The organism is uncultured Williamsia sp. (assembly GCF_947494875.1).
GTDB lineage: Bacteria > Actinomycetota > Actinomycetes > Mycobacteriales > Mycobacteriaceae > Williamsia_A.
In genome coordinates, this window is record NZ_CANLWM010000004.1 from 417,787 (window position 1) to 423,973 (window position 6,187).

At 68.2% G+C, this 6,187-nt stretch carries 6 protein-coding genes; 5 read left to right on the forward strand and 1 reads right to left on the reverse strand.

Annotation, left to right across the window (positions count from 1 at the left end; translation table 11 throughout):
• The first annotated feature begins 68 nt into the window (after positions 1–68).
• Together purL and Q1A98_RS12355 are read left to right on the forward strand one after the other, a co-directional pair.
• A complete protein-coding gene (gene purL, locus Q1A98_RS12350) occupies positions 69–2,357 on the forward strand; it encodes a phosphoribosylformylglycinamidine synthase subunit PurL (RefSeq protein ID WP_299573776.1) in 2,289 nt (762 codons plus the stop codon).
• A 223-nt stretch (positions 2,358–2,580) separates the two neighbouring features.
• A complete protein-coding gene (locus Q1A98_RS12355) occupies positions 2,581–3,669 on the forward strand; it encodes a diacylglycerol kinase (protein WP_299573778.1) in 1,089 nt (362 codons plus the stop codon).
• Here Q1A98_RS12355 and Q1A98_RS12360 read toward each other — a convergent pair.
• Positions 3,647–4,786, reverse strand: coding sequence for an acyl-CoA dehydrogenase family protein (locus Q1A98_RS12360; protein ID WP_299573781.1), 1,140 nt, complete (start codon positions 4,784–4,786; stop codon positions 3,647–3,649). The genes Q1A98_RS12355 and Q1A98_RS12360 overlap by 23 nt on opposite strands.
• A gap of 96 nt (positions 4,787–4,882) precedes the next feature.
• Here Q1A98_RS12360 and Q1A98_RS12365 point away from each other — a divergent pair, with 96 nt between their 5' ends.
• The 3 genes from Q1A98_RS12365 to Q1A98_RS12375 form a co-directional block, all read left to right on the forward strand.
• The gene (locus Q1A98_RS12365) at positions 4,883–5,461 is read left to right on the forward strand and encodes a TetR family transcriptional regulator (RefSeq protein ID WP_299573783.1); all 579 of its coding nucleotides are present in this window, start codon (positions 4,883–4,885) and stop codon (positions 5,459–5,461) included.
• Positions 5,462–5,700: 239 nt separating this feature from the next.
• A complete protein-coding gene (locus Q1A98_RS12370) occupies positions 5,701–5,889 on the forward strand; it encodes a ferredoxin (RefSeq protein WP_299573786.1) in 189 nt (62 codons plus the stop codon).
• A gap of 50 nt (positions 5,890–5,939) precedes the next feature.
• The coding region (locus tag Q1A98_RS12375; RefSeq protein ID WP_299573787.1) for a ferredoxin family protein at positions 5,940–6,187 on the forward strand (248 nt) is incomplete at its 3' end.

The window sequence follows — 6,187 nt, forward strand, 5'->3', positions numbered from 1 at the left end:
CCGCGGCGACCGCCGGCGCCCACCGGCCGGGCAGGAGTCGGGTGGCCCTCACCCACTACGATGGCGCGGTGAGCGCACAGGTCGATACCGTCTCCTCCGCCGCCGAATCCCCCGACACCCCGCAACCGTTCCGCGAGCTCGGACTCAAGGACGACGAGTACGCGCGGATCCGCGACATCCTGGGTCGTCGCCCCACCGACGCCGAACTGGCCATGTACTCGGTGATGTGGTCCGAGCACTGCAGCTACAAGTCGTCGAAGGTCCATCTGCGGTACTTCGGCGAGACCACCACCGAGGAGATGCGGTCGCCGATGCTCGCCGGGATCGGTGAGAACGCCGGCGTCGTCGACATCGGCGACGGCTGGGCCGTCACGTTCAAGGTCGAGTCGCACAACCACCCGTCGTACGTGGAGCCCTACCAGGGAGCGGCGACCGGTGTCGGCGGCATCGTCCGCGACATCATGGCCATGGGTGCCCGGCCGATCGCGGTGATGGACCAGCTGCGGTTCGGTCCGGCCGACGCCCCCGATACCCGCCGCGTCGTCGACGGCGTGGTGCGCGGTGTGGGTGGCTACGGCAACTCCCTCGGCCTGCCCAACGTCGGCGGCGAGACGGTCTTCGACCCCAGCTACGCCGGCAACCCGCTCGTCAACGCACTGTGCGCCGGCGTGCTGCGTACCGAGGACCTGCATCTGGCGTTCGCCTCCGGCGCAGGCAACAAGATCATCCTGTTCGGCGCCCTCACCGGCCTCGACGGTATCGGTGGCGTATCGGTGCTGGCGTCGGAGACCTTCGACGACGACGGCGAGACCTCCGGCCCGAACCGCAAGAAGTTGCCGTCGGTGCAGGTGGGCGACCCGTTCACCGAGAAGGTGCTCATCGAGTGCTGTCTCGAGCTCTACCACGCGGGTCTGGTCATCGGCATCCAGGATCTCGGCGGTGCCGGACTGGCCTGCGCGACATCGGAACTCGCGGCGGCCGGCGACGGTGGGATGCACGTCGACCTCGAGAAGGTGCCGATGCGCGCCGAGGGGATGACACCCGCGGAGGTGCTCTCGAGCGAGTCGCAGGAACGCATGTGTGCTGTCGTCGGCCCCGACAACGTCGAGGCGTTCATGGACGTCTGCCGCAAATGGGACGTGCTGGCCACGGTGATCGGTGAGGTGACCGACGGCGATCGGCTCGAGATCACCTGGCACGGTGAGCCCGTCGTCGACGTCCCGCCCCGCACGGTCGCCCACGAGGGCCCGGTCTACGAGCGCCCGGTGCAGCGTCCCGATTGGCAGGACGAGGTCATCGGTTCCACCACAGCCGGGCTCGCGCGGCCGACGACGTCGGACGAGCTGCGAGAGACATTGCTGCGCATGATCGCGTCGCCCGCTCTGTGTAGTCGCAAGTTCATCACCGAGCAGTACGACCGCTACGTCCGCGGGAACACGGTGCTGGCCGAGTACGCCGACTCGGGTGTCATCCGCATCGACGAGTCGTCGGGTCGGGGGATCGCCCTCGCGACCGACGCGTCCGGGCGCTACACCTACCTCGACCCGTACCGCGGTGCGCAGTTGGCGCTCGCGGAGGCCTACCGCAACGTCGCCGTCACCGGCGCGGCCCCGACCGCGGTCACGAACTGCTTGAACTTCGGTTCGCCCGAGGACCCGGCGGTGATGTGGCAGTTCTCGCAGGCGGTCCGCGGATTGGCCGACGGCTGTGCCCATCTCGGCATCCCGGTGACCGGCGGCAATGTCAGCTTCTACAACCAGACCGGCTCGACACCCATCCTCCCGACGCCGGTCGTCGGCGTGCTCGGCGTCATCGACGATGTGCATCGCCGCATCCCCACCGGGTTCGGCGCCGAGCCGGGCGAGACGCTGATCCTGCTCGGCGAGACACGTGACGAGTTCGACGGGTCGATCTGGGCTCAGGTCGTCCACGACCACCTCGGCGGTGTCCCGCCGGCGGTCGACCTCGACCGTGAGCGTCTGATCGCCGAGATCCTCACCGCCGCATCGCGGGACGGGCTGATCTCGTCGGCTCACGACCTGTCCGAGGGAGGACTGGCGCAGTCGGTCGTCGAGTCGGCGTTGGCCGGCGAGTCCGGCTGTCGGATCGTGTTGCCCGAGGGCGCAGACCCGTTCGTGTACCTGTTCTCCGAGTCGTCCGGCCGCGTGCTCGTCAGCGTCCCGCGCTCCGAGGAGACCCGTTTCACGGCGATGCTCGACGCCCGTCAGCTGCCGTGGGATCGCGTCGGCGTCGCCGACCAGGCGATGGACTCCGTCGAGATCCAGGACCATTTCACGGTGTCGCTCGAGGAGTTGCGGTCGGTGCACGAGGGCACTTTGCCGGCCCTCTTCGGCTGACCTCCCGGCCCGCACCCCGGCACCGTTCGTTGGGCACCCGGAGCCGTTCGTTGGGCGGCAGGCGCAGTCGAGTGGGCGGTCTTCCCGCCCGGGCGTGTCCCACCTGCCCAAACCAGTGGTTCCTGGTGCCCAACCGACGGCGGGGAGTCGGTGAATCCGACCCGACAGAACTAGAACGTGTTCTACCCTCGCCTCGCGGGGCAATCGATGACGAGAGGTGACGATGACGCTGCGAGTGGTGGAGTGGTCGACGGGGACCGTCGGACGGCATGCGATCGCCGGCATCGACGCCCGCACGGAACTCGAACTGGTTGGTGTGTGGGTCTCGGATCCGGCGAAGGTCGGTCGTGATGCCGGTGACCTCGCCGACCTGGGTCGCGACCTCGGTGTGCAGGCGACGAACGACCGCGACGCGCTGATCGCGCTGAAGCCTGACGCCATCGTGCACACGGCGATGACCGACGACCGGATCTTCGAGGCCATCGACGATCTCGTGTTCTTCCTCGAGAACGGCATCAACGTCGTGTCGTCGGGGCCCGTGCTGCTGCAGTTCCCGACGGGCGTCGTCCCCGACGACCTCGTCCAGCGGGTGCACGCGGCCGGGGTACAGGGAAACGCGAGCCTGCACGTCAACGGCATCGACCCCGGGTTCGCCAACGACGTTCTGCCTCTGTCGTTCACAAGCCTGTCGCAGCGGATCGACCAGGTGCGGTGCTACGAGATCGCCGACTACTCGACCTACTACCAACCCGTCGTCATGCGCGACATCTTCGGCTTCGGCAAACCGCTCGACGAGACCCCGATGCTGTTCACGCCCGGCGTGCTGTCGATGGCGTGGGGGAGTGTGGTGCGTCAGATCGCCGCCGGCCTGGATCTGGTCCTCGACGAGCCGCTGGTGGAGCACGTCGAGAAACACGCGGCGGAGCAGGACATCTCGACGGTCTCGGTGGAAATCGCCGCCGGCACGATGGCGGCCGTGCGGTTCCAGGTGGCCGGCCTCGTCGACGGCGTGGAGCGCGTCGTCCTCGACCACATCACGCGAACGCACCCGGCGCAGCGCCCCGACTGGCCGACGCCGACGAACGGTGACGGCTGCTATCGCGTCGAGATCACCGGAGAGCCGATGATGACCGTCGACTTCGTCCACAAGGGCGAGAACGGCGACCACAACATCTCTGGCATGATCACGACCGCCATGCGCCTGGTGAACGCCGTGGAGGCCGTCGTCGCAGCCCGTCCGGGACTGGTGACGGCCCTCGACCTGCCGCTCGTCACCGGACGGGGTCTGGTCAGCGGGCCAGTGAGCGACTGATGACCAGGCGCTGGATCTGGTTGGTGCCCTCGAAGATCTGCGTGATCTTCGCCTCGCGCATGTAGCGCTCGACGGGATAGTCCCGCGTGTAGCCGTATCCGCCGAACACCTGCACCGCATCGGTGGTGACCTTCATGGCGGCGTCGGTGGCGATCAACTTCGCGACCGAGGCCTGCCGCGAGTACGGGGCTCCGGCGTCTCGACGCCGGGCGGCGTCGAGGTACGTCGCCCGCGCCGAGTCGACGGCGGCGGCCATGTCGGCGAGGACGAACCCGAGTCCCTGGTGGTCGATGATCTTGCGACCGAACGTGGTCCGCTCGTGCGCGTAGTCGACCGCGGCATCGAGCGCCGACTGGGCCAGGCCCACCGCGACGGCGGCGATCCCGAGGCGCCCGGAATCGAGGGCGCTGAACGCGATCGGGAGGCCCTGTCCCTCGGCACCGATGCGGCGCTCGGCAGGGATGGTGGCCTTGTCGTAGTAGGCGGCGGTGGTCGGGACGGCGTGCAGGCCCATCTTGTCCTCGGGGGCACCGAAGGTCAGGCCTTCGGTGTCGCCGGGGACGAGGAAGCACGAGATGCCCTTGGATCCCTCGCCCGTCCGTGCGAAGAGGTTGTAGAAGTCGGCCAGCCCGCCATGGGTGATCCATGCCTTCGTCCCGCTGATCACGTAGTCGTCCCCGGTGGGCACGGCCTTGCAGGTCAGTGCGGCTGCGTCGGACCCGGCCTGTGGCTCGGAGAGGCTGTAGGCGCCGATCGTGGTGCCGCCCAGCATCTCCGGCAGCCATCGCTGTTTCTGCTCCTCGGTGCCGAACGCGAAGAGCGGGTGACACGCGAGTCCGTGCACGCTGACCGCGACGGCGACCGTCGCCCAGCGGGCGGCGACCTCCTCGAGCACCTGCAGGTACACCTCGTAGCCCTGGCCGCCACCGCCCCACTCCTCGGAGTACGGGAGGCTCAGCAGCCCCGCCTCGCCGAGTCTCGCGAAGACGCCCGCGGGGTATGTCGCCGACTTCTCGTGCTCGTCGACGATCGGCGCGAGCACCCGATCCGCGACGTCCCGCGTGAGCGCGATGAGGTCATGGGCCTCGTCGGTGGGCAGGAGGCGATCGACGGGCACGCGGGCTCCTCACGGGGTCGGACAGTACTGCGGCACGTCCGAAAGTACTATCCGGTGGGGCAGTACTGCAAGAACCTCGCCAGTATCATGAGGCGCATGACCACGACGCCGACCTTCGCGACCCGTCGGCGCGGCGAGCTGTTCGACAACCTCCTCGACCTGTTCCTCGGCGAGGGCTTCGCCCACCTCACCCTCGACGAGATCGCTGCGCGACTGCGCTGCTCGAAGACGACGCTGTACACGCTCGCGGGCAGCAAGGAACAGTTGGTGCGGGCCGGGACGGTGCACTTCTTCCGCCGCGCCACCGACGCCGTCGAGGCCCGCGTCGCCGAGGTGAGCGACCCCCGCGACCGGATCGCCGCGTATTTGTCCGCGGTGGGCGAGGAGCTCGGGACCGCGTCCGCGCAGTTCATGGCCGACATGGACGCGTTCGCGCCGGCTCGCGAGGTCTACGAGCAGAACACCCGACTGGCGGCAGACCGCGTTCAGGAACTCATCGCCGAGGGTGTGCGGTCCGGTGCGTTCCGTGACGTGCACGCGGCGTTCGCCGCCGACCTCGTGGCGACGATGATGGTGCGGATCCAGCAGCGTGGGGTCCACGCCGCCACCGGACTCGACGACGCCGCTGCCTACCGCGAACTGGCGGGCATCCTGACCTCCGGCATCACGCTCTGACGGCACCTCGGCCGCTCGCAGCGTGAGAGACCGAGTGATGGGTGGTGCGCCGAAATCGCTGGACACGACCACGCCGTGCGAGGCAGGCCGTCGCTGCTATCCCACCCGCAGCGTCAACATCTTCTCGGACCGTTGACCTTGCGGCGGGCCGACCGAGACCCTTCGACTGCCGACATGGGTTCGGTGAGGACGGGCAGGTCGACGCCCGGCGACACCTGACGGAGAAGGGAATGCCCGCCATGCGGATTCGAGTGGACTTCGACCTGTGCGAGTCGAACGCGGTGTGTGTCGGGATGGCTCCTGATGTGTTCGATCTCGACGACCAGGACTATCTGCAGATCCTCCAGGAGGACGTCCCGGAGGATCGGCGCGACGAGATGCGCCAGGTCGTCGCGAACTGTCCCAAGGCGGCGATCTCCCTCGAATGACGTCGTCTCTGCGATGACCGACCATCCCTCAGCAGGAAGCGATCTCCCCGATGGCGCATGTGATCACCCAGCCGTGTTGCAACGATGCGAGTTGTATTGCGGTGTGCCCGGTCAATTGCATTCATCCGACGCCGGATGAGCCGGAGTTCCTGACCGCGGAGATGCTCTACATCGATCCCGACACCTGCATCGATTGTGGCGCGTGTATCGATGAGTGCCCGGTGGAGGCGATTTTCCCCGACGATCAGCTCGACGAGAAGGGCGAGCGGTACCTGCAGATCAACGCCGACTACTACAC

Bases quoted from the DNA above. Each gene is read 5' to 3' on its own strand.
- Q1A98_RS12365 (WP_299573783.1), top strand. From the start codon at position 4,883: ATGACCACGACGCCGACCTTCGCGACCCGTCGGCGCGGCGAGCTGTTC.
- Q1A98_RS12370 (WP_299573786.1), top strand. From the start codon at position 5,701: ATGCGGATTCGAGTGGACTTCGACCTGTGCGAGTCGAACGCGGTGTGT.
- Q1A98_RS12355 (WP_299573778.1), top strand. From the start codon at position 2,581: ATGACGCTGCGAGTGGTGGAGTGGTCGACGGGGACCGTCGGACGGCAT.